A 23175-nucleotide genomic window follows, 5' to 3' on the forward strand; every position below is an offset into this window, starting at 1 on the left:
GAGCGCGGTGCCTTCGCCCACATCCGCGGCCCGATTTGATGTGCGTTCGCTTGTTCAGACGCTCCGCTGCAAGCGCCACAACAGGATGAACGACATCACCGATGCCGCCACCACGACGTGCCCGATCCAGCCGAAATGCTGCAGCCGGCCGTCGGCTCCCAGCGTGACGATGTGGCCTGCGATCACCGACGCGACGCCTCCGGACAACTGCTGCACCGATGCGCTGATCGCGTTGAACGCACCGCGCTGCGCCGGCGACGGCACGCCGGCCACGATGGCCTGGAACGGGATCATCCGCGAGAAGATCCCGACGAACAGCACCGCGTTCACCGCAATCAACACGGGTAGGGGCACCGGGCCGAGGTGCGTGTAGACCTGCACCATCGTCATCGACAGCAGCGTTCCCACCGTGAACACGCGGAACTTGCCGAACTTGTCGGCGGCCCGGCCGATCAGCGGCCCGAACACGATGGTGCACAGCCCCGTCACCAGGTAGATCGTCGGCAGGCTGTGCAGGTCGACGCCGAGGTTGTTGACGGTGAAGGCACTGCTGAATGGCATCAGCATGAAGCCGCCCGTGGTCAGCAGCGCGGTCGTCGCGAACGCCAGCAGGTGGCGCGGCACGGCCACCGTGTGCAGCAAGTGGCTGAAGGCACCGCGCTCCTGCGGCAGCTTCAGATGCGCATCCACCGGCTGCAGCCGCTCGGCCACCACCAGTCCGCCCACCAGCCCGAGCGCGGCCATCGCGAAGAAAGGCATGTGCCAATCCCAGTGGCTCGACAGATACAGCCCGGCCGGCAGGCCCAGCACCTGGCTCGCCGCGAACGCGGTCTGAATCAACCCCATCACGCGGCCGCGCATCGAGGCCGGGAACAGGTCGGTGGCAATCGCGAACACGATCGAGCCGATCACGCCGCCGAACAGGCCGGTGACGATGCGCGCCGCGAGCAGGCTTTCGAAAGTGGGTGACAGCCCGCACCACAGCGTGCCCAGCACGAAACCGGCATAGAAGAACAGCAGCAGCTTCTTGCGGTCGAAGCGGTCAGCAAAGCCGGCCGTCAGCAGCCCGGCCGCACCTGCGCTGAACGCATAGGCCGAGACGACGAGCCCGAACTGCTTCGGGCTGATCGACAGCGCCGGCATGATCAGTGCGCCGAGCGGCGCCATCAGCATGAAATCGAGGATGACCGCGAATTGCAGGAACGCGAGCAACCCCAGCACCACCTTCTGGTAAGGCGAGAACGCCTGGGACGTTGCGGGCGTCGCGACAGAAGGGGTGCTCATTCAGGGGCTCCGGGCCGGACGTCGGCGTGCGGGGGGGGTGGATGGAGGTCGGATCGATTGTCCGGGCGGATGCCGCGGCGGAACTGCTCTCGCTCCTCGGGCGTCATGGCGTGCCAGTCGGGGCCGAAGCGGTGACCCCAACGATGGCCGAAGCGCGGCCCGAACCGGTGAGCATGCCAGCCACCATGCCCGCGGAAGCCGCCGAACAGGATCCGGCACAGCAGCAGCAGGCCCAGCGCGTGCGGGTAGTCGATGGCCTGGGCGCCGGTCAACAGGCCGGGGATCACCGCATTCCACAGGCCCATCACCACGCCGCCCAGCGCGGCGATCGCGAGCAGGCCCAGCCCGAGGCGGCCGAAGAACGCTGCCTTGAATCTCATCATCTTTCTCCTTCAGTTTTCCAGTTCGTCATAGATCGGTTGCAGCTGCGAACGCAGGTAGAGCACTGCGTAGCGTTTGCGGGCCAGCAGGGTGTTGACCGAAACGCCCGTCTCTGCGGCCATCGTCTTGAAGCTGCGCCCGTCGAGTTCATGCGCGATGAACACCTCGCGCTGGTTCGCGGGCAGCTCGTCGAGCGCCCGCTGCAGCGTGCCCAGCAGCATCGATCGCGCATAGGCCGCCTCCGGTCCGCCGTCGGGCGACGGCAAAGCCAGGGCCAGGCGCGTGTCCTCGTCGTCCGGGTCGCCGCTGTCGTCCAGCGGCTCTTCGCGCTTCTTGCGAAAGCGGTCGACGATGCGGTTGCGCGCCACCTGGAACAGCCATGCGCTCACCTGCTCGATCGCGGACGGCAGCCGGTACGCCTCGACGAACGCTTCGAGCACGTCTCGCAGGATGTCTTCCGCATCGGTGGGGTCGGGCACGCGGCGCCGGATGAAATCACCAAGCCGGCTGGACTCGCGGCGGACGGTGGCGGCGATCTCCTGCTCGGGGTCGTGATCGGGGTGGGGTGCGGTCACGAGAGCACGGGGCGTTGGCGGATCCATACCAGGGAAGACGTTCCAGGCGCCGGAATATTGTGTTGTGCCGCCCCTGTGGGAGTCGCAAGCCACCGCATTCGGATCGGCGCCGAGGACCGAGATTGATTTCTCGTCTGGATGTCGTGCTCACGCGATTCTGTCTACGATGCTGGGGAGGCAGCTCCGATGTCATGCAGCAGTGGCCGTCTCCCACAACACGTTGGACGCCATAGACCGACTTGAAGCAAACAGGGCCCTCATGAACGCACTGCGTAGCAGAACCTTCGTCGTGCTCGTCGCGGCCGCACCACTGCTCTTCATCTTCGCTGCCATGAACCTTGATTGGTCAATGTTCGTGGCTGTACCGGTCATGATTTGCACCAGCTTCTGCATCTCGGCGTACCTGGTCTTCGTCGGCAGGCGAGTCGGCATCCGATGGCTGGTCCTGTGGACGGTCGTGTTCGTCATCTTGATTCCGTACGCGAACATCGTCTTTGTCCTCGCGCACCTGAAGCGACTGACAAGCTTGCATGTGTCGAGTTCCATCGAAGGCCGCTGAAGCAGGTGAGTGACCATCGAAAGGCGCCTAGACGGCCGGAGGCGCTCCTCTTTTTGCCGCTCGTTTCGCCACCGCCTGCAGCTTCCCGTGTCGCTCATCCACGCGATCCGCGGCCAGATCCTCCTGCGTCATGCCCAGTTCCAGGCGCCGCTCCTTCAGAACGGCGCCCAGGGCTTGGACGAGGAGGTCATTTCGGCTGGGGCGCATCGCCCCGCGACTTTGTCGATTCTGTTGTCTGAAGACACGTGTCAGTTGATAACATTCGCAAGCAGCCGCCGGTTGGCAGTCTGGCGATCGGCCTGGATCAACTGTGAGCACACGGGCACCCATGACCGAACTCCAGATCAACTTCATCACCCTCCACCCCGCCACCCACCCCTCCCACCGTGCCATCACCCACGTCGGCATGTGCTTCGTCCCGGACGGCCCGCCGATGCGGTGTCTGCCGGTCGCCGCCGTCACCTGCTAGTTCACCCGTCGCCGCACCCGCCAACCCAGCCCCAGCAACCCCAGCGCCATCATCCCCACCGTGGCCGGCTCCGGCACCGGCGCGGCCGTGGTCGCAAACATGCCGAAGCTGCCGAAGATCGCCTGGTCGGTGTGGTTGTGCATCGTCAGCGACAGGTGGCCGAACGAGTCGGTGCTGTACTCGAAGTCGCCCGCGCTGGCGGGGAAGGGCGGCAGCGTCGGGTGCTGCGGGTCGCTCGGGTCGTAGTTCAGGATCTGGCCGATCAGCGTGACGCCGTTGAACCAGTCCGCCTCGTGCTTCAGCGAGGCCTCGTGCCCGATGTCGTAGGACAGGTTGGGCCGGTCTTCGTATGTCGACGTCGGCGTGGGCGGCGGCCCCATCACGTCCAGCGTGGCCAGGCCCGACAGCGTGATCGACGAGTTCGCATTCAGCGTGAACGCACGCTGCCACTGGATGGACGCGGCGGCAAAGTCGGTCAGGTCACCGCGCCGCCAGCCGGCATGCAGGTCGTTCTGGCCCAGGTGCACCTGCGTCGACAGCGTGGGTCGCCCGTCCAGCGGAGGCAGGGTGTGGTCGTAGTGGCCGAAGGCCTGGCCCGCCGAGGCCGAAGGGTCCAGCTTCGATGAATCCGCAAACGCTTCGCGCTGCGCCGGAAAATCGTAGACGCCTCGGTACACCGTCTCGTTGGTGAAGAAGACGCTGGGCGTCAGCCAGTGGCCGGCCGAGCCGTCGTCCAGCCCGGTGATCGGGTTCAGCGTGAAGTCGGTGAAGCCGTTGAAGCCACCGGCGTCGGCGGATGCGGCGCCGTGCAGGCTGCAGAGGCTGGCTGCCAGGTTCAGCAGTGCGAGCGTCTTTCTCATGGCCATCTCCCTGCGCGGCAAGTTGGGCGGCGCAGGGAGATTGGATGCAGGGCTCAGGGCATTGGCAAGGGGTGGCCCTGTCGGGATCCCCGGGAAAACTTGCCGATCGTTGGCCTGCGAGGGGCTTCGACAAGCTCAGCCCGAACGGTGTCGTGCAAGCGCCGGCGTGAACAGTCCCATCACGAGATGGCCGCCATCAACAGGCGGGCCACGACAAAGGATGCACGGTTGTCGAAGGCGGTCATCACGATCTCCCGCTCACGCGATCAGTTCGTGGTCGACTGGCCGGCACGTGCCTGCGCCGTCATCGAGCGGTTCTGCAGCCGCGCCAGTTCGGTGCGGTATTCCGAGCCGGCACGCCATTGCTGGTATTGCGCAATGCGCGCCGCGGTGTTCGGGTTGGTCGGGTCGAAGCTGTCCAGCGCGGCCAGTTCTTCCAGGCCGGCACGGCGCCACAGGGCCAGGTCGGCTTGCACTTCGGCACGGGTCAGCGTCGACGGCGCGCTGTAGCTGGGGATCGCCGAGGTGTCGGTGTCGGCAAACGCGGCTTGCGTCGCCAGCGTGGCGAAACCAAGAACGGCGGAACCGAGGATCAGGGAGGCTTTCATGGAGAGGTCCTTCAAAGTGGTTGACAGTGAAGGCATCGTAGAAAACGCCCCGGTGCAGGACGCTGTCGTGCAGATGACGTTTTTGTCAGCCGCCGCTCATGTGGCCGTCAGTGTGAAACCGAAGGTGTTGCGCCCCGCCTCCGAACGCGCGAACACCGAGCCGCGGTGCATCAGCGCGATCGCCTTCACGATGGCCAGCCCCAGCCCGTGGTTGCCGCCCTCGTTGCGCCGCGCCGAGTCGACGCGGTAGAAGCGGTCGAACACGTGCGCCAGGTGCTTGCCCTCGATCGGTCTGCCGGGGTTGCTCACCGCCACCTGGATCCGCTCGCCATCGCGCGACACCTGCACCAGGATCTCGTCGCCCTGCGTCGAATGCTGGATCGCGTTTTGCAGCAGGTTGCCCAGCGCACGCCGCAGCAGCGCCGTCTCGACGCAGCCGCGCTCGTCACCATCCACCCGGATGCGCACGCCGCGGTCGTCCATCAGCATCTCCAGGTACTCGGCCACCTTGTGCACCTCGGCGGCGATCGACGTGTCGGCATGCCGCGATGCCGCCGCGCCCTGGTCGGCCCGTGCCAGGAAGAGCATGTCGTTGACGATCTGCTTCAGCCGCTCCATCTCTTCCAGGTTGGAGCGCAACACGTCTTCCAGCTCGGCCGCGCCGCGCTGGCGCGTCAGCGTCACCTGGGTCTGCCCGATCAGGTTGGTCAGCGGCGTGCGCAGCTCGTGCGCCACGTCGGCGTTGAAGGCCTCCAGCTGCTGGTAGGCCGTCTCCAGCCGCGCCAGCGCGCCGTTGAACGAGGCGGTCAGGTTGTCCAGCTCGGCGGGCATCGGCGTCAGCGCCAGCCGCTGGTCCTGGTGGCTCGGGTCCAGCGCCCGGGCCTGGCGGCTCAGGCGTTCCAGCGGGCGCAAGCCCACCCGCGCGATGCCGTAGCCCAGCAACGCCACCACCAGCACGGCCACCGCGCCCAGGCCGAGCAGGGCATCGCCGAAGGTGTCCAAGGTCTCCACGAAGCGCAGCGGGTCCTTCACCAGCACCAACGTCACCGCCGGCCGGTCGCCGTCCGCGGGCAGGTGCTTGGTCCAGGTCATCAGAGCGCACGGGTGGCCCCGTTCCACCAGCTGGCCGAATCCCTGGGTCTGGGCCAGCCCCTCGATCTCGAGGCTGGACGGGCCGTAGCGGAAGGCCGGCGAGTCGCTGACGATCCACAGCCGCACGTCGCTGCGCTCCATCTCGGCCGCGTTGAACTTGGGGGTCAGCCAAAGCCGCCACTGGGCTTCGTTCTGCACGCGCAGCACCATCGACTCGGCCCAGCCGGCCCGCAGCCGCATCTCGTTGCGCACCTGCTGCATGAAACCGTCCTGCAGCGTGCGGTACAGCGCATAGCCGCCGATCAGGAACACCAGCGCCGCACAGGCCGCGAACATCGCGGTCAGGCGCACGGACAAGTGCCGGGTCATGTCTCAGGCTTCCAGTTCGTCGCGCGGTTCCAGCACGTAGCCCATGCCGCGCATCGTGTGCAGCAGCTTGCGCGGGTAGGGGCCGTCCAGCTTGGCGCGCAGCCGCTTGATGGCCACCTCGACCACGTTGGTGTTGCTGTCGAAATGGATGTCCCACACCAGCTCGGCGATCTCGGTGCGCGACAGCACCTGGCCCGGCCGGCGTGCCAGCGTGGTGAGCAGCGAGAACTCCTTGGCGGTCAGGTCGATGCGGTCGCCGCTGCGCTGCACCTTGCGGCCCAGCAGGTCGAGCACCATGTCGCCGATGGTGATGGTGGTGGGCTCCTGCTGCCGGCTGCGGCGCGACAGCGCATGCAGCCGCGCGCTGAGCTCGAGGAAGGAAAAGGGCTTGACCAGGTAGTCGTCGGCGCCGTCCTGCAGGCCGCGCACGCGGTCTTCGATGCCGTCGCGGGCGGTCAGCATGATGATGGCCACCTGCTTCACGCGGCGCACGTCGCGCAGGATCTCGAAACCGTCGACGCCGGGCAGCATCGCGTCGAGCACGATCACGTCGTGGCGGCCCTCCAGCGCGGCGTGGCGGCCGTCGATGCCGTTGTGCTCCACGTCGACCACGTGGCCTTGCTCGGTCAGGCCGCGGCGCAGGTAGTCCGCGGTCTTGGGTTCGTCTTCGATGATCAGGACGCGCATTCCCCAGAGTTTAGTGACCGGGGCCGGGGCAGGGGGCTGACCGGGAGATGACAGATTTGTCATTTCCCGGGCGGGCAGCCGGGCTACTGCTGGAATTGCACCCGGGTCGCGACGATCCGCGTGCCGTCGACCGAGGGCACGCCGCTCACCACCACCACCCGCGCGTTTGCCAGATCCGTCACGCTACCGGCCTCGAACACCGTGCCGTCGTCATACACCACCGGCGTGTTGCGGATCCGGAAGGCCTTGCCTGCGGCGTCGAGATCGGTCACCGCGCCGATCAGCGCAAAGCTCTGGATCGCCGGCACGCTGTCGTCGTGCACCGCCACCACGCTCGCCACCAGCGTGCCGCCCAGCGTGCTGCCCTGCACGCCGACGCGCGCGCCCAGCACCACCTTGGACTCGTCGCCGTCGAAGTGCGCCGTCGCGGCATCCACCGCGATGCCGTTCACCTTGAAGCTGCGCGAGCTCAGGATCTCGGTCACCGTGCCCTCCACCCGCGCCACCGCGTGGTCGGCCAGCATCAGGTCGGCCGAGCGCACCGAGGTCGCCGACAGCACGCCCCCCGTCCCGTCGAGCAGCCGCACGCTCAGGAAATCGCCGATGTCCACCGGCGGCACCGCGTTGCCGGCGACGCCGCCCACGCCCACCACCTCGCTGCCGAAGGTCAGGCTCGGCGCCGACGGGTCGCGCGCCGCCACCACTCCGCGGATCTTGAAGAAGCCGGCATCCGGCAACTGCTCCACCCGCGTCGCCGCGTACTGCCGCGTCAGCGGGTCGTACTGCGAATACACCTGCACCACCATGCCCTCCACCAGCCCGCCGAAGCCGCCGGTCAGGCTCCCGTCGAACAGCGTGCGCGCGCCGACGATCACCGTCTGCCCCAGCACCACGAAGCTGCCGGTCGTCGGGTCGACCGACGACACCGGACCGATCAGGTCGCTGACGACGCGGATCACCTGCGCGGTCGACGTGGCCTGCGTGCCGCTGGTTGCGATGCTGTCGCCTTCCACCACCACCGTCATGCCCAGCTTCAGCTGGTCGCGCGTCAGCAGCACGCCCTGCTCGTCGCGGATCTCGGCGCTGTCGTCGTTGAAGCGCACGTCGTTGACGAAGATCGAACCCAGCCCGGTGATCGGACCGGACGCGATGATGCCGGTGCCGCCACTGTCCACGCCGCCGCCGCAGCCGGCCAGTTGGGCGACCAGCAACGCGGCGGCCAGGAGCGCCACATGGATGCGGCGGATGGTCGGGGGGCGGGTGTTCACGATGGGTCTTGCTCGTCTGAAGAGGGGGGCGCCGCCGCAACGGGTGCGTCGGCGTTGAAGGTGTACAGCCCGATCCGCACGCGCCGCAGCCGTGCCCCGGGGTCGCGCTCGTCGGCTTCGATCATGGCTTCGAGCCGCGGCACCAAGGCGGCCATCAGCGCCCGCCATTGCTCGGTCACCAGCCCGCGCAGCTGGGCCACCGACTGCTGCGACAGCCCGTCGGCAAACACCGCCTGCTCGAAATGCGGCGGCGTGTCGCCCGCCGCACCCGCGGCCAGGTTGGCCGCCGCCGCCGCCAGGTGATCGCCGACGTTGCTGCCGACGAAGCCGAGCAGGCGCGACAGGTCGGCGCTCGGCACGAAGGAATCGCGCTGCAGCGTCACGGTGTCGCTCACCGGATCGAAACTGACCAGGCCGAGCCGGCACAACTCTTCGAGCAGGCTGCGCGGGTGCACGTCGCGCGTCACCGAGCGCGCCAGCTCCTCGAAGCTCGGCGCCTTGCCCTGGCGCGGCAGGGCTTTCGGGTGGCCGTCCTTGTCCTGCAGGCGCCGGCTGCCCATCCATCGGGTGAACACCTGCGTCGCCGGCGAACTGCGCGGCGCCGCGTCGGCGGCCGGCGTCTGGGTGATGCGCGTCACCTCGCGCCGCGTCAGCCCGGTGGTGGTGGCGACGCGGCTCACGTCGCGGCTCGCCTGCGCGCCCGAATGCGCCTCGCGCGCGGCGGCCACCAGTGCGCGCTTCATCGCCTCGGCCAGCGTCTGGAACCCGTGGCCGCGCTCCAGGCACATCTGCGCCAGCGGCAGCAACAACTGCTCGAGCGCCCGCTGGAATGCGGCTTCGGTGTCGTTGGGGCTGGTCATGGAGGTAATGTGCAACATACACATTTAACCACGGCTCGGCAATCCAGGAATTCCCGGGGCTTGTCATGGCATGTCATCAAAACTACAGTGAATGTGCAAATCACACATTCAACGATCGCATTCGATGGAAGCTCGCCGATGAACAAGCTCAAGACCCTTCGATGGCTGCTGCCTGCGCTCGCGGCCGCCCTGCTGGCAGCCGGTTGCGGCGGCGGCGGCTCGGACGATGACGACTCGGGCGGCCAGCTGCGCCTGGTCAACGGCACCACCGACTACGCCAGCCTCGACCTGTATGCCGGCGACACGCTGAAGTCGCAGGACACGGCGTCGTTCGCCGCCGGGGGTTACGTGAAGCTGGATGCCGCCACGTACGTGATGGCGCTGAAGCGCAACGGCTCGACGACCACGGCCTCGTCGTCCAGCCGCACGGTGTCCGCGGGCGGCACCTACACGCTGCTGGCCTACAGCACCGAGTCGTCGCTGCGCATGGCGTACCTGTCCGATGGCGAAGCGGCGCCGGCCGCGGGCAAGGCCAAGTTGCGGGTGTTGAACGCCGCGGTCGAGGCCGGCGTGCTGGACACCTACATCTTCCAGACCGATGGCGTGCTGGCCGACCAGACGCCGTCGGTGTCCAACCTGGCGACCGAATCGCTGAGCGGCTACAAGGAGTACGCAAAGGGCAACTACCGCGTGGTCGTCACCGCGCAGGGCAGCAAGACCGACGTGCGGCTCGACCTGCCGACCATCGCGCTGTCCGACCAGCAGATCGTCACGCTGGTGGTCACCGCCACGCCGGGCGGCGTGCTGGTGCACGGGATGCTGATGAACCAGCGCGGCGAGGTGGTGGCGCAGAAGAACGCGTCGGCGCGCCTGCGGCTGGTGGCCGGCACGACGGCGAACGGCACGGTGTCGGCCAAGGCCAACGGCGTCACGCTGTCGGCCGGGCTTGCGTCGCCGGCCATCGTGCCGTATGCGCTGGTGCCGGCCGGCGCGCTGACCGGCGAGGTGCGGGTGAACGGCGGTGCCGCCATGCCGCTGCCCGCCTTCACCGCGCAGCCGGGTGCCGACCTGACGCTGCTGGTGGCGGGCACGCCGGTGGCACCGGCGTCGTACGTGCTGCAGGACAACAACAAGCCTGCGTCCAACGGCAATGCCAAGCTGCGCGTGGCGCACGGCGTGAACGGGCTGGCCGGCAACCTGGCGCTGACGGCGGACTACGGCATGGTGGCGAGCGACATCCCGTTCGGCTCGGTGTCGGTGGCAGGCAGCCTGGCGACGGGCAATGCCTACCGTCTGGAGGTGACCTCGCCGGCCGCGGCTTCGCGGCTGTACCTCAACACCGAGGCCAGCCTGCAGTCATCGCGCATCTACACGGTGTTCATGCTCGGCGACGCGGCGGCGCCGGTCGGGACGCTGGTGCGCGACCGCTGATGCGGCCCTGGCGCGGGGCCCACGCGGCCTGCGCGATGCGCAGCAGCGTGACCCCCGCCAGCGCGATCCACAGCGCGACCAGGAACAGCACGAATGTCGCGAGGAAGACCGCGTGGTAGGCGGCCTCCCCATCGGGGCCGTTGCGATCGAGCAGCAACCCGGTGGCGACCCAGTACACCGACAGCAAGGTGAACGGCGTCAGCAGCGGCATCACGGCAGCGGCGGTCCACAGCGCGCCGGCCAGCGGGCGTCGGGCGAAGGTCTGGTGGCTGGCGCCCGACACCTTGTACAGGAACATCACGCAGGGGATCCATGCCAGGCCCCACAGCGACCAGCGCGCCAGCCGCAACTCCAGCGGCTGCAGCCGTGCCGCCAGCCATGGCGACTGCAGAAGCTCCAGCACCTGGCGAGCGTTCAACAGCGGGCGGTAGTCCCACGCCGGCGACGGCGGCACGAAGGCTTCGTACAGGCCGACGCCGCTCGCCAGCACGACCAGGAACAGGCTGCCGCGCAACAGCCGCCTGCACGCCGCGGCGTACCAGGCTTCGTTGTCGCGCGTGTCGAAGTGATCGATGAACTTCAGCGCCGCGATCGCCACCCACAGCGTCACGCCGGCGGCCAGCAGCACCGCGGCGCGGCCTTCGTAGTGCAGCGGCACGCCGACGAAGGCCACCATGTGCCCGGACAGCAAGCCGAGTGCGCACCATGCGGTCCACAGGCCCGCCAGCCACAGGTAGAAGAGCCGCAGGCCGATCGGCACGACCTTGGGGATGTGCCGCGTCGTCATGGCCTGCGTTTCAGCTTGTAGCCTGCGCGCAGCGCCAGGCCCACCCACGCGGCGCCGCACACCAGCAGCACCGACGCTTCGAACGCGTAATCGGCGGCCAGCTCCCAGTTGACGAGGTTGCGCGGGCTGATGGCGTCGGATGCGAACTGCAGCATGAGCCACAGCAGGCCGAACGTGAAGGCCGGCAGCAGCGCCGCACTGGCCAGCGCATCGAACCAGCGCGCCGCACGCCCCTTGTTCTGCGCCTGCAGGCCCTTGAGCACGCCCCAGGCCAGCACACCGATGAACAGCGCGCCGCCACCGCCCTTGACCAGCAGCACCTGGTGCGGCTCCAGCCACGCAGTGACGAACTCGGACTTGAACAGCGTGCGCAGCCGCTGTGCGTGGATCAGCCCGGCGAACTGCCGCTGCGCATCGGCCACCACCAGGGGGGCGACGATGTTGCAAACGAAGGCCGCCACTTCCAGCAGCAGTCCGGTGCGGAACAGCCACCAGTAGACGGTGTTGTAGGTGGCCTCGTTGTCGCGCCGGTCATGGTGGTCGACGATGATCAGCGCGCACAACATGGAGGCCAGCAGCGCGCCCACGGCCCCCAGCCCCGCCGCCCAGCCGTCGAGATGCAGCATCACGCCCAGCGGCAGTTCGTCGACGTGCAGGGGCAGGCCGATCATCACGAACATGTGGCCACTCAGCATGCCGATCAGGCTCCACAGGCCCCACACGGCGGCCAGCCAGCCCAGCAGCAGCCGGCTGCCCGGCGAGATCCGGTTCGGCACATGCACCCGCGGCACACGAGGCTTCGCCACGCTTCCTCCCTCTCGTTCGTGTTGTTTGTCGCGCCGATTGTGCCGCGTGTCGCTCGCTGGTGACAGCCGGAAATCCCTGCGCCGACAAGCACTTGCAGCCATCCCACAGCATCGCTGTCGCTGTGCGGCGACAAAAACGGCCTCCAGACGCCGTGAAATATGCCCAGCCGCCGGGGTACCCCTGGTTACACGGCCCAAGCTGTTGATTTCAAACGAATTTTCCTGAGTGGCACAGGCGTTGCGCTGGTGAGGTATCGAGGCCGCGATCCCGGGCCTCTTCCACCTTGCCAGGACACGCGTTTTGCCCTTTGCACTCCGTTTTGCCGCCGATTCCGTCACCGCCGTTCGCCGATCCGCGACACGGCTCGCGGCCGCGCTGATCCTCGTCGGCGTCGCCGGCCACGCCGCTGCCTTCGGCTTCGACGACGTCGCCGAGCGCGCCCGCCAGATGGCCGGCCGGCCCCATGCCCCGGCCACCGTCCAGTTGCCCGACGAGCTGAAGAACCTCGACTACGACCAGTACCGCGACATCCGCTTCAACCCGCAGAAGTCGCTGTGGCGCAGCGAGAACCTGCCGTTCGAGCTGGCCTTCTTCCACCTCGGCAAGTTCCAGACGCAGCCGGTCTCGATCAACGAGATCGCGCCGGACGGCCAGGTCCGTCACATCGCGTTCGACCGCAAGGATTTCGACTACGGCAAGAACAAGCTGACGCAGAAGGGCTGGGGCGACCTCGGCTTCGCCGGCTTCCGCGTGCACTACGCGCTGAACAACCCGGCCTACAAGGACGAGCTGATCGTCTTTCTCGGGGCCAGCTACATGCGCGCGCTGGGCAAGGGCCAGCACTACGGCATGTCGGCGCGCGGCCTGGGCATCGACACCGTGGGCGGCAGCGGCGAGGAATTCCCGCGCTTCAGCGAGTTCTGGATCGAGCGTCCCACGCCGCAGGCCACCACGCTGGTGATCCATGCGCTGCTCGATTCGCCGCGCGCCACCGGTGCGTACCGCTTCACGCTGCGCCCCGCGGATGACAAGAATTCGGAGACCGCCATCGACGTGCAGGCGCGCCTGTTCCTGCGCGCCGGCGTCGCGACCCTGGGCCTGACGCCGCTGACCAGCATGTTCGCGCACGGCGAGAACCAGCCGAAGCCGGGCGACTTCCGGCCCGAGGTGCACGATTCGGACGGCCTGATGATCGCCACCGGCGACGGCAAGGGCGGCGGCGAATGGCTGTGGCGCCCGCTGCTCAACCCGAAGAGCACGCTGGTCACGTCGTTCTCGATGGCCGAGCTGAAGGGCTTCGGGCTGATGCAGCGCGACCGCTCGTACGCCAGCTACGAAGACACCGAGGCGCAATACCAGAACCGCCCGAGCGTCTGGATCACGCCGCAGGGCCACTGGGGCCCGGGCCGGGTCGAGCTGCTGCAGCTGCACACGCCCGACGAGACCGACGACAACATCGTCGCGTACTGGGTGCCCGCCCAGGTGCCGGCGCCCAACGAACCGATCGACTTCTCGTACCGCATGCAGTGGCAGGGCGAGCGCCAGCAGCGCCCACCGGCCGGCTGGACGGTGCAGACCCGGCGCGGCCACGGCTTCGTGAACCGCAAGACCACCCTCGATCCGCGCGAAGTGCAGTACGTCGTCGACTTCGACGGCCCGGCGCTGCGTGCGCTGAAGGACGACGCGCCGGTGAAGGCCGTCGTCAGCACCGGCAGCAATGCCCGCATCGTCGAAAGCAACGCCTATCGCAACCCTGCGACCGGCACCTGGCGCATGACCGTGCGCGTCAACCGCCTCCAGCCCGCGCAACCCGCCGAGCTGCGAGCCTTCCTCCAAACCGGCGACAACGCCCTGACCGAAACATGGACCACGATCATTCAACCCGAGTGAGCGCCGAGCAATCCGCTGCTGTCGGTGCCGTGTCGTCCCCGGCCCTGCCGGGCCCCAGCATGCCGCGCATGAACCGCGGCTCGATGGTGGCGCAGCCGTGGCGCGGTTTCACCCGCAGCCTGGGTGACCTGCTGATGGGCACGCTGGTCGGCCTGGGCCGGCTGGTGCAGCCGGGGGCGCGCGCAGCCGCCGCGGCGATTGCAGCGAAGGCCCCGCAGGCCGCGTGGGAGATCGCCGCGACGCGCCGCCGCCGCGTGCTGCTGGGCCTGGTCGCGCTGTCGGCCGCCGGGGCCACCGCGCTGCTCGCCAGCGTGCTGCCGCCGAGCGACAGCGCCTGGCTGCGCAACCTGCAGATCGGGCTCTATGCGCTGCTGTTCGCTTGGGTCTCGGCCGGCTTCTTCACCGCGATGATGGGCTTCTGGGTGCTGTGGCGTGGCGACCGGCATGCGATGTCGGCGGCGTCGGTCGGCCACGAGCCGATCCACCAGGGCGCGCGCACCGCGATCATCATGCCGATCTGCAACGAGCAGGTCGCCACCGTCTTCGCCGGATTGCGCGCCACGGTCGAATCGCTGGCCGCCACCGGCGCGTCGCGGCTGTTCGACGTGTTCGTGCTGTCGGACACCAACGACCCCGAGATCCGCGCCGCCGAGCTGGCCGCGTGGGCCGAACTGCGCAACGAATCGGGCATGGCCGAGCGCATCCACTACCGCTGGCGCACCATCCGCACCAAGCGCAAGGCCGGCAACGTGGCCGACTTCTGCCGCCGCTTCGGGCGCGACTACCGCTACATGGTGGTGCTGGACGCCGACAGCGTGATGAGCGGCGATTGCCTGGTGAAGCTGGTGCGGCTGATGGAAGCCAACCCGACGGCCGGCATCCTGCAGACCGCGCCGCAGGCCTGCGGGCTGGACACGGTGCATGCGCGCTCGCAGCAGTTCTCGGGCCGCGTCGCGGGCCGGTTGTTCACCGCCGGCATGCAGTACTGGCAGCTGGGCGAATCTCACTACTGGGGCCACAACGCGATCATCCGCGTCGAGCCGTTCATGAAGCATTGCGGGCTCGCGCCGCTGAAGGGCCGCGGCGGCCTGTCGGGCGAGATCCTGTCGCACGATTTTGTCGAAGCCGCGCTGATGCGCCGTGCCGGCTACCACGTGTGGCTGGTGCACGACCTGCATGGCAGCTACGAGCAGCAGCCGCCCAACCTGCTGGAAGAGCTGCAGCGCGACCGCCGCTGGTGCCAGGGCAACCTGCAGAACGCGCGCCTGGTGGCCGAGCCCGGCCTGCACGGCGTGCACCGCGCGATGCTGGTGACCGGCGCGCTGGCCTACCTGTCGGCGCCGCTGTGGCTGGCCTTCGTGCTGCTCGGCGCGGGGCTGTGGATGTTCGGCGGCCACCCGGTGTTCGGCTCGGCGCGCGAGCTGCCGGTGGAGATGACGCTGCTGTGGCTGGCCACGGCGGTGATGCTGGCGATGCCGCGCGTGATGGGCGTGGCCGCGATCGTGATGACCAAACAGCAGCGCCGCTATGGCGGCACGGCCGCGCTGGTGAAGGGCGCGCTGCTGGAAGGTGGCTTGTCGGTGCTGCAGGCGCCGGTGCGCATGATGGCGCACACGCTGTTCGTGGTGGTCGCGCTGACCGGCCTGAAGCTGGACTGGAAGTCGCCGCCGCGGGAAGCCAGCGACATCGGCTGGGCCGATGCCGGCCGGCGTTTCGCCTACATCAGCGGCGGCGTGGCGCTGCTGGCGGCCGTGGTGCTGTGGGTGCAGCCGCAGGCTTCGCTGTGGCTGATGCCGATGGCGCTGCCGCTGCTGCTGGCGGTGCCGCTGGTGGTGATGACGAGCCGCTCGGGCCTGGGCCAGCGCTTGCTGGCGAGCAAGCTGCTGATGACGCCGGAAGAGCATTCGGCACCGACGGTGCTGCGCCGCGCCTGGGCGCATGCGCGCCGCGCTGCGCCGGCACGGCAGTTCCGCGATGCGCTGAGCGACCCGTGGCTGTTCGACGTGGTGCGCTCGGCGATGGGCCCGCGCAACACCAGCTGGGGCAGCCGCGGCAAGGCGCGGCGGTTGCTGGTCAAGGGCCTGCTGGCCGACCAGGACACCGAGCGCCTGAGCAAGGCCGACCGGATGCGGCTGCTGAGCGAGCCGCAGACCATCGTGCGTTTGCGGGACCAGCTGGCGGCCAACGCGAGCCTGTTGCGCAACGAGCGGCGCGCGTGACCTGGGATCCCCGGATTGGCATCCGGGCTACGGGTCGGTATTCGCAGCCCGGATGCCAATCCGGGGATCCATTCCCATGCGGGCCGTGCGTGGCGTGCCGTCCAGATGCCGGGCCCAGGCCCGGCGCAACTGCAGGTCCGACGCGAACCCAGCCTGCTCCGCCGCGCGAGTGACGCTGGCGCCGCCTGACAGGGCCTGGCGCGCCCGCTCCAGGCGGATCTTCTCCACATAGGTCATCGGCGACACCGCCGCGTGCTCGGCGAACAGCCGCAGCAGGTGGCGCGTCGTCACGTGCGCTTCGTCCGCCAGCGACGACAGCGTCCAGTCCTCGCCCGGCCGCTCGCACACCGCGTCCTGCGCGCGGTGCAGCGCGTCGTGCAGGTGATGGCGGTGCGCCAGCATCGGCGACAGCTCCGGATCGTTCGGCGTGCGCCGCAGGTACACCACCAGGTCCTTCGCGACGCGGGCCGCGAGCGGCTCGCCGCAGGCCAGCGCGATCAGGTGCAGCGCGAGGTCGATGCCGGCGGTGACGCCGGCGCTGGTGGCCAGGCCGCCATCCAGCACGAACACGCGGTTGTCCACCACCTGGGCCTGCGGCGCGAGCCGGCGCAACGTGTCGATGAACGCATGGTGCGTCGTGCAGCGTCGCGTGCCCAGCAGGCCCGCGCGTGCCAGCAGCAGCGTGCCGGTGCAGACGCCCACCAGCCGATGGTCCGCACTGGTTTTCAGCAATGCGCCCACGTCGCGGCGCAGCCAGTCGATGGTCTCGTGGGTCGCCGCATCGGGCTGGCGCAGCGCGGCAGAGGGCTGGCCGACCACCATCAGCCAGGTGGGCGCATCGAAGCGCGTGGGCAAGGCTTCGAGGTTCGCCACCTGCAGCCCGACCGAGCTGGCCGCCTGCGCCTGCGGCCCGACGAAGCGCAAGCGGAAGCGCTCGGGCCGGCCCTGTTCGGCCAGGTGGGTGTCGGCCAGCCGGAAGGCCTCGGCCGGCCCGGCGACGTCGAGCAGCAGCGTGCGCGGTGGCACGGCGATGGCGACGTCGACGCGGTTCATCGGTCCTCGGGCGCGATGCCGCTGAGCCGGCCGCGCAAGGCCTGCTGCGCGACGGGGTCGACCGGCCGGTGCTTCACCGTCGTGCTGGCCGCGTACTGGCCCAGGTAGTTCTCGCCCTTCCAATCTCGCCGGGGCCGCACCGGGCGGGCGGTGAAGCCTCCGCCACAGTTCGGACAGACGTTGCCGAGCACCGACTCCACGCAGTGGGCGCAGAAGGTGCACTCGAAGCTGCAGATCCGGGCATCGATCGATTCCGGCAGCAGCGCGGTGTTGCAGTGTTCGCAGGTGGGGCGCAGGTCGAGCATGGCGGGCTTTCGAGGGAGGAGGGTCTCACGATAGCGCGGGCAGCATACGCCGTCGCGGCAGGGACCGACCAGAAACGATCACTTCAGGACCGGTGGAACGCCCGCATCGGTTCGGTCACACATGGGCAACCGCGGCTTCCGGATGCATCCATGAACGTCAGCCCTGCGCGCACAAGCGGATCTCGGATCCTGCCAGCCGGCGACAACCCACTCGCCGAGAAACTTGCGAGGCTGGGAATATTCCGCGAACGCTTGGGGAGCAGCGACGTGGGCGAACGCGTCGAGAAGGCATTGTCGGAATGCCCGGAGATGATCGAGCGTGCCTTGGAAGGACAGGCCGTTGCTCCGGACGCCCCCCTCGCTGACGGGTCGCACTGCGCTGAAGAACTGGGCATCGTCGCGCAGCTTCTCGAGGAGGCGGGCCATCCGGGCAAGGCGGTGGGCCTGCTGGCCCACGCGCTGGGGACAGGGGCAGCTTCGCCGCCCGAGATGGAAGCCTTTCTCGTCTCTCTGTGCTGCCGCATGCTGGAAGAGAACCCCCTCTCCATGCCCGCACAAGTGGCGTTGGAGCTGCAGCAGGTCGTCGACACCCTGGGCACGTATGGCGTGATCGATGTCGCATGCGTGGACCGGTTCCACGCAGCGATCGAGCCTTACCTGGGGCCCCGCTTGCAGCGGTTGCCGCTCAGCGATTCGACGCGTGCGGTGTGCCGGGCGATTCGCAGCCTTGCGCTGTGCCTGGATCCCTGCGGAAGGCATTCGATCGCGCCAAGGCAGGCGGCCACAGGATTGGTGCAAGTGTTCAGAGCCAGTCGCACGTTCTCCCAACAAGAGCTCGCAAGCGAATGCTTGCATCGGCTGAATGAATGGAAAGAAGTGCAGGCGATGGCAAAGGTCGCACTCATGGTGTGCGACCAACCTTCGAAGGCGGTGCCGATATCCGCATCGGCAGGCCCTGCTCGTGCATGGATGGAGGCGAATGGCTGGAAGCTTGTGGGGCGGCACGGTCGTGGTGGAGGCGAATGGACGCTGATCGCAACACAGTGTCCAGCCGCCGAGGGCGGCCCGGTGCTCGATTTCATGGTGGCTTGCGCGCAGCAGCAATCGAACACCGCCTTGTGCGGCCCGCTGGAGATGCTGATGGGGCTGTTTCTGAGCGACTTGCTGAGTGCGAAGCCTGCTCGTGCGCCATGGAGCTTCCAGTCGTTGGAGATCGACCGCGCGTCGTGGGTGCTCGGTGTCGCGCGCTGCCAGGTACTGCTGCCGTGCCTGCCGAATTCGGTGGACAGCGTGTCCATGCTGTTCCTTCTGGCCTTGATGACCGGTTCCTCGTTCACGGCCGCTGCATTGGTGGCGCTGTCGCTGCTCTACACGGAAGAGGCCCAATGGCCAGGCGACTTGCTGCCGAAAGTGCTTGCCGAACTGCTGTGTCGCGAGCGAAGGCGGGATCCGGACTTCGCCTTTCCGCCCATGCTGCAATTGCTGGCCATGTGCTTGCCGGAGCGAGTGAATGCAATTCGGGCGTGCTCGCTTGTCGTCGAGCGCCTGCATCCGGAGCTGCCGATCCTCGTGCTGAAGGAGCTGCTTGCGGTTCTCCATCCCGACCGACGGAAGCGTTCGTTCCCTGTGCCACCAGACGCATGGCGGGTCTTGAGGCAACAGCTCGAGGGGACGGAGCGCAGCTGGGAATTCGTCTACGCATCGCTGGGGCAGCACGACGGCTCTTTGATGTCGTCGAGCACGAGCTGGAATCGCCGCCTTGGCCTCGCCGCCATCGCCATCCTCGCGCTGATCGCAAAGGGGATGACCGCCTGGACATCCACTTCGGTGGAAGAGCTTCAGGCACTGATCGAGACCGTCGACGCTTGGCATGAAGACCAGGATTTTCGTCCGGTCCTCAGGGCCTTGGCGCTGGTGGAAGTGCTGTCGCACTGCCCAATGTCGAAGGCTTCAATTCGAGAACGGCTTGCTGCTGATGCCCTGGCAGCCCTTGCCGCGGTACGCAAGCGCTACGTCCTCGGTCGGAATCCATGGATAGAGGCGGTGGAAAAGAAACTGGCACAAGAGGGGTTCGCCGCGGCCCCTTGCGGCGACGATGGACCTGGTTCCACGAGCCGACCCATTTCCATCGACCTTGTCACCAAGCACGAATGGCGCTGGCTCAGTCGATGACCATTCCGTTCCGATCGATCAGCCGCCAGCCAACCCCCGCACCGCCCCCGCCACCGCATCCCGCGCCTGCTCCAGCACCCGCTGCTTCCACGCCGGCGTGTCGATGTAGAACGCATCCCGCGTCTGCCGCTTGATCTGCGCGCGCTGCTCGGCCGGCGCCTCGGGGTGGTTCTCGAGCCACTGGTCGGCGCGCAGCGCCTCGATCATCTGCATGATCGGCAGCGTGCCGTATTCGAGTGCGATGCCGGTGTACTCGGCCTGCGGGCATTCCTCGTAGATGGCGCTCCACATCAGCCCGGTCAGCATCGCCGAGCTGGAGCTGCCGTCGTAGATCGACGTTACCTCGTCGCCCCACCACGCGCGTGCCCGCGCCAGCGCCTTCGCATCGTCGCGGCACGCGAAGATGCGCTCGCCCACGCCCATCGGCCCGAGGCCGGTGTGCAGGTCGATCCAGCCCAGCCTCGCGGCGCGCTGCCCGTGCTGCTGCAGCACGTGGCGCAGCGTCACGTGGCTCCAGGTCGGGTTGCGCCCGCCGTAGAACAGGCCTTCGGGGTGGTCGTACTGCCCGCCCGACACGGCCGCTTGCAACGATTCCATCCCGCGCTGCTGCACGAACTGGCCGATGCGCATCATCACGTCCTGCGACGGTGGCCAGGTCGGCGGCACCAGCAGCGCCGCCAGCTCGTCGTAGCCCGCGTTCGCCGGCAGCGGCAGGTTGAAGTCGTGGAAGTTGCGGTTCAGGTCGACGTTCTCGTGCGTCGTGCGGCGCCACCACGAGAAGCCGTACGGGTTCAGCGCGTGGATGTACAGCACCGCCACGCCGGCCGCATGCGCCGACGCGCGCCACGCCGCATCCTTCAGCAGGTCGACCTGGATGCCCGAGCCGCAGAAACCCTCGACGCCATGGCAGGCGCTGCTGACGATCAGCAGCTTCGCGGCATCGGCCGAGCCGTCGCGCACCACGTCCATCGCCAGCGTCTCGCCGTCGCGGCCGAGCAGCGGGTGGGTGTGGGTCTCGACGTCCAGCTCGGCCGCCTCGGCCGCCGCCAAAAACTTGTCACGCGCTTCGGCGTAGGTCTGGGCGAAGCTCGCCAGGGCATCGGTGCTCATGGTGGTTCAGCCGCGCGGTTGCGCCAGCCACTGCTCGGCCAGCCGCACCCACAGAGTGGCACCCAGCGGGATCAGGTCGTCGTTGAAGTCGTAGCTCGGGTTGTGCAGCATGCACGGGCCCATGCCGTGGCCGCCGATGCGGTGGCTGCCGTCGCCGTTGCCGATCAGGAAATAGCAGCCCGGCTTCTCGAGCAGGAAGTAGCTGAAGTCCTCGGCGCCCATCGTCGGCTCGAACTCCTGCACGTTCTCGGGCCCGACCACGTCGGCCATCACGCCGCGCACGAACTCGGTCTCGGCGGGGTGGTTGATGGTGGGCGGGTAGTTGCGCGTGAACTCGAACTCGCAGTTCGCGTCGAAGGCGGCGCAGATGTTCTCGGCCACCTCCTGCATGCGCTTCTGGATCAGGTCCAGCACCTCCAGCGTGAAGGTGCGCACCGTGCCCTGGATCTCGACGCTGTCGGGCACCACGTTGGTGGCCTCGCCGGCATGGATCATCGTCACCGAGATCACGCCGGCATCGATCGGCCGCTTGTTGCGCGTGATGATGGTCTGGAAACCCTGCACCATCTGGCAGGCGATGGGCACCGGGTCGATGCCGTTGTGCGGCATCGCCGCATGCGAACCCTTGCCGCGGATGACGATGCGGAACTCGTTGCTCGACGCGAAGCAGGGGCCGTTCTTCAGCGCGAACTGGCCGACCTTCATGCCGGGCCAGTTGTGCGCGCCGAACACCGCTTCCATCGGGAACTGCTCGAAGATGCCGTCCTTGATCATCTCGCGCGCGCCGCCTCCGCCTTCTTCGGCCGGCTGGAAGATCAGGTAGACGGTGCCGTCGAAGTTGCGCTGCTTCGACAGGTGCTTGGCGGCCGCCAGCAGCATCGCGGTGTGGCCGTCGTGGCCGCAGGCGTGCATCTTGCCGGGGTGCTGGCTGGCGTGCGCGAAGCTGTTCTTCTCGGTCATCGGCAGCGCGTCGATGTCGGCGCGCAGGCCGACGGCCCGGGGACTGTTGCCGCCCGTGCCCTTGACGATGCCGACGACGCCGGTGGTGCCCAGCCCGCGGTGGATCGGAATGCCCCAGTCGGTCAGGGCTTTCGCGATGACGTCGGCGGTGCGCTTTTCCTCGAAGCACAGTTCGGGATGGGCATGGATGTCACGTCGGATCGCCGTGACGGCCGCGGCGTCGGCCAGGATGGATTCGATCAACTGCATGAGGCGCTCCTGGAGGGGGAGCGGCCCAGTTTACAGGCGCATCCGTGGCTCGGATGCCCATCCGGGAGAGCCCGACGGGATCAGTGGCGAACCTTGCCCTCGGCCGTCAGGATCGTCATGTCGACATATTTCGATCCCGCATGCGAGCGATCGGTGAAATCGACGAAGAAGCCGCCCAGGTTCAGCTCGCGCATGTTCTCGAGCGACGTGATCAGCGTTTCCGGCGTCGGGTTGTTGCCCGCCTGGCGCAGCCCCTCGATCAGCGTGCGCGCCGCGACGAAACCCTCGATGCCGCCGTAGTTGGGCTCGAACTTCGCCCCCAGCGCCTTGCCGGCCGACAGGTAGTCCGCCGAGACCGGCACCGTGGCGCTGAACGGCAGCGGCATCACCTGGCTGATCGCCACGCCGCGCGCGTCCGCGCCCAGTTCGGCGGCCAGGGCCTGCGTGCCGACGAAGGACACGTTGTAGAAGCTGCCGTTGAAGCCGGCCTTGCGCGCCTCGCGGATGAAGGCCGCGCACGACTTGTAGGCGCTGATCTGCACGATGGCGTCCGGCTTCTCGGCCAGGATGGCCTTCACGGCGGCGTCCACGTTCACCGTGTTGCGCTCCACCGTGCCCAGGCCGGTGGCGCTCAGGCCGTGCGCCTTCAGCGCGATCGTCATGCCGTCCAGGCCGGTCTTGCCGTAGCTGTCGTTCTGGTAGAAGACGCCGATGCGCTTCATGCCGATCGACGTGATCTGCTTGACGATCTCGGCGGTCTCGTCGAAGTACGACGCGCGCACGTGGAACACGTGGCGGTTGAACGGCGCGCGCAGCGCCTCGGCGCCGCTGAACGGCGCGAAGAACGGCACGCGGGCGGCGGTGGCCAGCGGCAGCGCGACCAGGCTGGTCGGCGTGCCGACGTAGCCGAACAGCGTGAACACGTCGTCCTTCAGCAGCTTCTGCGTGTTCTCGGCGCAGCGCTCCGGCTCGTAGCCGTCGTCCACGCTGCGCAGCTCGATGTTGCGGCCATTGATGCCGCCGCGCGCATTGACGCGGTCGAAGGCCAGCAGCGCGCCTTCCTTGAACCGCTCGCCCAGCGCACTGGCCGGGCCGGAGAACGCGGCCGACTGGCCGAGCACGATCTTGTTCGAGGCGGCGGTCGCCAGCTTCGGAAAAGCCAGGGCAACCGGTGCCATCG

The 23175-nt window shown here is 68.4% G+C and carries 22 protein-coding genes; 6 read left to right on the top strand and 16 right to left on the bottom strand.

What is annotated here, in order from left to right; all coding sequences use genetic code 11:
- Positions 1-54: 54 nt before the first annotated feature.
- The 3 genes from AC1DYN_RS01700 to AC1DYN_RS01710 are packed head-to-tail and all read right to left on the bottom strand — an operon-like array spanning position 55 to position 2267.
- Positions 55-1284 carry an MFS transporter gene (locus AC1DYN_RS01700; RefSeq protein ID WP_477957357.1) on the bottom strand — a complete coding sequence of 410 codons (1230 nt, stop codon included), beginning with the start codon at positions 1282-1284 and terminating at the stop codon, positions 55-57.
- Positions 1281-1664 carry a hypothetical protein gene (locus AC1DYN_RS01705; RefSeq protein WP_477957358.1) on the bottom strand — a complete coding sequence of 128 codons (384 nt, stop codon included), beginning with the start codon at positions 1662-1664 and terminating at the stop codon, positions 1281-1283. The genes AC1DYN_RS01700 and AC1DYN_RS01705 overlap by 4 nt, the downstream gene beginning before the upstream one ends.
- A gap of 12 nt (positions 1665-1676) precedes the next feature.
- On the bottom strand, positions 1677-2267 hold the full coding sequence (locus AC1DYN_RS01710; RefSeq protein WP_477957359.1) for an RNA polymerase sigma factor: 591 nt from the start codon (positions 2265-2267) through the stop codon (positions 1677-1679).
- A 232-nt stretch (positions 2268-2499) separates the two neighbouring features.
- Between AC1DYN_RS01710 and AC1DYN_RS01715 the strand changes: the two genes are divergently transcribed.
- Complete coding sequence (locus AC1DYN_RS01715) at positions 2500-2799, top strand: hypothetical protein (RefSeq protein ID WP_477957360.1); 300 nt, start codon at positions 2500-2502, stop codon at positions 2797-2799.
- Between the two features lie 328 nt (positions 2800-3127).
- Positions 3128-3268 (top strand): hypothetical protein, encoded by a 141-nt coding sequence (locus AC1DYN_RS01720; protein WP_477957361.1) that lies wholly within the window; start codon positions 3128-3130, stop codon positions 3266-3268.
- On the opposite strand, the gene AC1DYN_RS01725 is transcribed toward AC1DYN_RS01720, so the two are convergent.
- The 6 genes from AC1DYN_RS01725 to AC1DYN_RS01750 form a co-directional block, all read right to left on the bottom strand.
- Positions 3265-4128 (bottom strand): PEP-CTERM sorting domain-containing protein, encoded by an 864-nt coding sequence (locus tag AC1DYN_RS01725; RefSeq protein ID WP_477957362.1) that lies wholly within the window; start codon positions 4126-4128, stop codon positions 3265-3267. The two genes, AC1DYN_RS01720 and AC1DYN_RS01725, sit on opposite strands and share 4 nt — an antisense overlap.
- A 266-nt stretch (positions 4129-4394) precedes the next feature.
- Complete coding sequence (locus tag AC1DYN_RS01730) at positions 4395-4736, bottom strand: DUF4148 domain-containing protein (RefSeq protein ID WP_477957363.1); 342 nt, start codon at positions 4734-4736, stop codon at positions 4395-4397.
- A 96-nt stretch (positions 4737-4832) separates the two neighbouring features.
- Positions 4833-6197 carry a heavy metal sensor histidine kinase gene (locus tag AC1DYN_RS01735; protein WP_477957364.1) on the bottom strand — a complete coding sequence of 455 codons (1365 nt, stop codon included), beginning with the start codon at positions 6195-6197 and terminating at the stop codon, positions 4833-4835.
- Between the two features lie 3 nt (positions 6198-6200).
- The gene (locus tag AC1DYN_RS01740; RefSeq protein WP_477957365.1) at positions 6201-6884 is read right to left on the bottom strand and encodes a heavy metal response regulator transcription factor; all 684 of its coding nucleotides are present in this window, start codon (positions 6882-6884) and stop codon (positions 6201-6203) included.
- An 83-nt stretch (positions 6885-6967) separates the two neighbouring features.
- A complete protein-coding gene (locus AC1DYN_RS01745) occupies positions 6968-8152 on the bottom strand; it encodes a DUF5666 domain-containing protein (RefSeq protein WP_477957366.1) in 1185 nt (394 codons plus the stop codon).
- The gene (locus AC1DYN_RS01750; RefSeq protein ID WP_477957367.1) at positions 8149-9012 is read right to left on the bottom strand and encodes a DUF6502 family protein; all 864 of its coding nucleotides are present in this window, start codon (positions 9010-9012) and stop codon (positions 8149-8151) included. The genes AC1DYN_RS01745 and AC1DYN_RS01750 overlap by 4 nt, the downstream gene beginning before the upstream one ends.
- 138 nt (positions 9013-9150) lie before the next feature.
- Here AC1DYN_RS01750 and AC1DYN_RS01755 point away from each other — a divergent pair, with 138 nt between their 5' ends.
- Positions 9151-10443: a DUF4397 domain-containing protein gene (locus AC1DYN_RS01755; protein WP_477957368.1), complete on the top strand. Its 1293-nt coding sequence runs from the start codon at positions 9151-9153 to the stop codon at positions 10441-10443.
- Here AC1DYN_RS01755 and AC1DYN_RS01760 read toward each other — a convergent pair.
- Together AC1DYN_RS01760 and AC1DYN_RS01765 are read right to left on the bottom strand one after the other, a co-directional pair.
- Positions 10391-11230, bottom strand: coding sequence for a hypothetical protein (locus AC1DYN_RS01760; RefSeq protein ID WP_477957369.1), 840 nt, complete (start codon positions 11228-11230; stop codon positions 10391-10393). The genes AC1DYN_RS01755 and AC1DYN_RS01760 overlap by 53 nt on opposite strands.
- Complete coding sequence (locus tag AC1DYN_RS01765) at positions 11227-12036, bottom strand: hypothetical protein (protein WP_477957370.1); 810 nt, start codon at positions 12034-12036, stop codon at positions 11227-11229. The genes AC1DYN_RS01760 and AC1DYN_RS01765 overlap by 4 nt, the downstream gene beginning before the upstream one ends.
- 301 nt (positions 12037-12337) lie before the next feature.
- On the opposite strand from AC1DYN_RS01765, the gene AC1DYN_RS01770 reads away from it, so the two are divergent.
- Positions 12338-13927, top strand: coding sequence for a glucan biosynthesis protein G (locus tag AC1DYN_RS01770; RefSeq protein WP_477957371.1), 1590 nt, complete (start codon positions 12338-12340; stop codon positions 13925-13927).
- A gap of 59 nt (positions 13928-13986) precedes the next feature.
- Positions 13987-16146, top strand: a complete 2160-nt coding sequence (mdoH, locus tag AC1DYN_RS01775) for a glucans biosynthesis glucosyltransferase MdoH (protein WP_477957372.1) — start codon at positions 13987-13989, stop codon at positions 16144-16146.
- 27 nt (positions 16147-16173) lie between these two features.
- Here the strand turns inward: mdoH and AC1DYN_RS01780 are convergent, their stop codons facing one another.
- Both AC1DYN_RS01780 and AC1DYN_RS01785 read right to left on the bottom strand, forming a co-directional pair.
- Entirely contained in the window at positions 16174-17199 is a 1026-nt protein-coding gene (locus tag AC1DYN_RS01780) for a GlxA family transcriptional regulator (RefSeq protein ID WP_477957373.1), read from the bottom strand.
- A complete protein-coding gene (locus AC1DYN_RS01785) occupies positions 17196-17504 on the bottom strand; it encodes a DUF1272 domain-containing protein (protein ID WP_477957374.1) in 309 nt (102 codons plus the stop codon). Before AC1DYN_RS01785 ends, AC1DYN_RS01780 begins: the two co-directional genes overlap by 4 nt.
- Positions 17505-17654: 150 nt before the next feature.
- Between AC1DYN_RS01785 and AC1DYN_RS01790 the strand changes: the two genes are divergently transcribed.
- Positions 17655-19676, top strand: a complete 2022-nt coding sequence (locus tag AC1DYN_RS01790) for a hypothetical protein (protein ID WP_477957375.1) — start codon at positions 17655-17657, stop codon at positions 19674-19676.
- 18 nt (positions 19677-19694) lie between these two features.
- Here AC1DYN_RS01790 and AC1DYN_RS01795 read toward each other — a convergent pair whose 3' ends face one another.
- From AC1DYN_RS01795 to AC1DYN_RS01805, 3 genes are all read right to left on the bottom strand, one after another.
- On the bottom strand, positions 19695-20786 hold the full coding sequence (locus tag AC1DYN_RS01795) for a M14 family metallopeptidase (protein ID WP_477957376.1): 1092 nt from the start codon (positions 20784-20786) through the stop codon (positions 19695-19697).
- Positions 20787-20792: 6 nt separating this feature from the next.
- On the bottom strand, positions 20793-21995 hold the full coding sequence (locus AC1DYN_RS01800; protein ID WP_477957377.1) for a M20 aminoacylase family protein: 1203 nt from the start codon (positions 21993-21995) through the stop codon (positions 20793-20795).
- Between the two features lie 80 nt (positions 21996-22075).
- Complete coding sequence (locus tag AC1DYN_RS01805; RefSeq protein WP_477957415.1) at positions 22076-23173, bottom strand: ABC transporter substrate-binding protein; 1098 nt, start codon at positions 23171-23173, stop codon at positions 22076-22078.
- Positions 23174-23175 lie beyond the last annotated feature (2 nt).

The sequence above is a fragment of the Rhizobacter sp. P2_D12 genome (assembly GCF_056404395.1).